Genomic DNA, 2,557 nt, shown 5'->3' on the forward strand with positions numbered 1-2,557 from the left:
GTGAGCAGCAGGACGTCGTAGCCGTGTTCGCGGGCGGTGACCGTGGCGGCGATGGCGATCTCCATCATGGTGGGCACGTGCACCTCGGGGTTGAGTGGCACGACCAGGGCGATGATGTGGGAGCGCTTTCCGGCGAGGGCGCGGGCACCCGCGTTGGGGTGGTACCCGAGGTCGGTGACGGCCTGTTCGATGCGGAGCCTGGTCTCGTCGGAGATCGGGCGCTTGCCGCTGAGAGCGTAGCTGACCGTGCTGGACGAGACGCCGGCGTGCCTGGCCACATCGGCGAGTGTCACCATCGTTGTGGTTCCTTCGTGTCGGTTCGGGTGAGGTGTGTTCCCGTTCGTACGGTGGAGGAGGCCCGGGGAGGGACTGCTCCGGTGCGTGGGGCCCGTGGGGCCCGGTGCGGACTGCTCAGCCCCTGATCGCGCCGGTGCGGACACCGGTACGCAGGTGCTTCTGTGTGAACGGGTACAGGGACACCAGTGGTACCAGGGGGAGGACCGTCACCGCCATCCGGTGGCCGACCGTGTAGGAGAGCGCGGTGACGGCGGAGACGGCAGAGTGCGCTGACGTCGGCCGCGCAGTCCCTGCGGCGACGCCGAGGGGATCGCTGATCCTGCGGTTCGACCCGGATCGCATAGTGGACCGGCTCCTCCTCACCGAAGCGTCGAAGCGCTTGAATGTTTCGGCGAGACTAACGATGCGTCACCAGTTGGGCAAGAGGCTGGACAAAAGCAGAATCCTTGTCTTCCACGGTAGTTGACAGATCTGTACGGGCCGTGTCAGCGTCGAGGCGCTTCGACTCGTGATCGCCGAGCCCAAGCCACCCGATGGGGATTCCACGCGAGTTCCGTGTCGGCGTCCGTAACCGAGGCGGTCCCAGGGGTCACCACCCCTGCCCTGGTACGTCACCCGGCACTCGCCCCACCCGGAGGAAGCCCCATGCCCGTCACCGACTTCGGCATCGACGAACTCGTCGGCTGCCGTCCCGAGTCGACCGTTCCGGAGGACTTCGACGAGTTCCCGCCGCTCCGGCTCTGACGGTGCGGCCGTTCGCCGACCACGCCGGCGGCTGCGGCTCGAACCCGCCCGTCCAGCCGGCCTGGCTGCGCGCGCGGGCCGACGCCGACGTGGTGACCGCACCACCGCGACCCGTGTCCGAACTGCCCGAGACCCCATGAGGTGACGTGACTATCCAGGACTTCCCGGAACTGCCCCCGGGCTTCCGCTTCGGCGCGGCCACCGCCGCCTACCAGATCGAGGGCGCCCACGACGAGGACGGCCGGGGCCCGTCCATCTGGGACACCTTCAGCCACACCCCGGGCCGTACCCTCGGCGGTGCCACCGGCGACACCGCCTGCGACCACTACCACCGCTACCGCGAGGACATCGCCCTGCTCCGCGGGCTCGGCGTCGACGGCTATCGTTTCTCGATCTCCTGGCCGCGCCTGCTGCCGAAGGGCAGCGGGCCGGTCAACGCGAAGGGCCTGGGCTTCTACGACCGGCTGATCGACGAACTGCTGGCCGCCGGCATCGCACCCGCCGCCACGCTCTACCACTGGGACCTGCCGCAGGCCCTGGAGGACCGCGGCGGCTGGCGGGTCAGGGAGACGGCCGAGGCCTTCGCCGAGTACGCGAACGTCGCCGCCGACCGCTACGGGGACCGGGTCGAGCGCTGGATCACCTTCAACGAGCCGTTCTGCTCCGCCTTCGTCGGCTACGCCGAGGGTCGGCACGCACCCGGCGCCCGGGAGGGCCGCGGGGCGCTGGCCGCAGCCCACCACCTCATGGTCGGCCACGGACTGGCCGTCCGGGAGCTGCGCGCCGCCGGCGCCCGCGAGATCGGCATCACGCTCAACCTCGACCGCCTGCACGCCGCCTCCGACCGGCCCGAGGACCTCGCCGCCCTGCGCCGCGCCGAGGTGCTGCACAACGAGGTCTGGACCGAGCCGCTGTTCGCCGGCCGCTACCCCGGGCACGAGGCCGAGACCTGGGAGGGCCTGGCCGACGGCCCCTGGCGCCGGCCGGGAGACCTGCAACTGATCGGCACGCCGCTGGACTTCGTCGGCATCAACTTCTACCGGCCGATCACCGTCGAGGCCGCCCCGCACCGCGAGGCCGACCCGGAACTGCGCACCGCCATGGACATCGGCGTCGCCGAGCCGAACCCGTACGGCACCCGGCTCACCACCATGGGCTGGCCCGTCGTCCCGTCCGCGTTCACCGAACTGCTCCGCGACCTCGACCACCGCTACCCGCAGCTCCCGCCGATCTGGATCACCGAGAACGGCTCCGCCGAGGCCGACAGCGTCACCCCCGACGGCGGGATCCACGACGCCGAGCGGATCGACTACCTGGCCGGCCACCTCGCCGCCGTCGCCGACGCCATCGCGGCCGGGGTCGACGTGCGCGGCTACTACGTCTGGTCGCTGCTGGACAACTTCGAGTGGGCCCGCGGCTACGGGCAGCGTTTCGGCCTGGTTCGCGTCGACTACGACACTCTGACTCGTACCCCGAAGGACAGTTATGACTGGTACCGGGGCCTGATCACCGCGCA

General features: G+C 70.8%; 2 protein-coding genes. One reads left to right on the plus strand and one right to left on the minus strand.

Annotated features, from left to right (window positions below; all coding sequences use genetic code 11):
- A partial coding sequence (locus ACFWIS_RS40560; protein WP_380464098.1) for a LacI family DNA-binding transcriptional regulator occupies positions 1 to 296 on the minus strand: 296 nt, incomplete at its 3' end.
- Positions 297 to 1,193: 897 nt separating this feature from the next.
- Between ACFWIS_RS40560 and ACFWIS_RS40565 the strand changes: the two genes are divergently transcribed.
- On the plus strand, positions 1,194 to 2,557 hold a 1,364-nt coding region (locus ACFWIS_RS40565; RefSeq protein ID WP_380464100.1), incomplete at its 3' end, for a GH1 family beta-glucosidase.

Source organism: Kitasatospora sp. NPDC127060, assembly GCF_042724935.1.
GTDB lineage: Bacteria > Actinomycetota > Actinomycetes > Streptomycetales > Streptomycetaceae > Kitasatospora.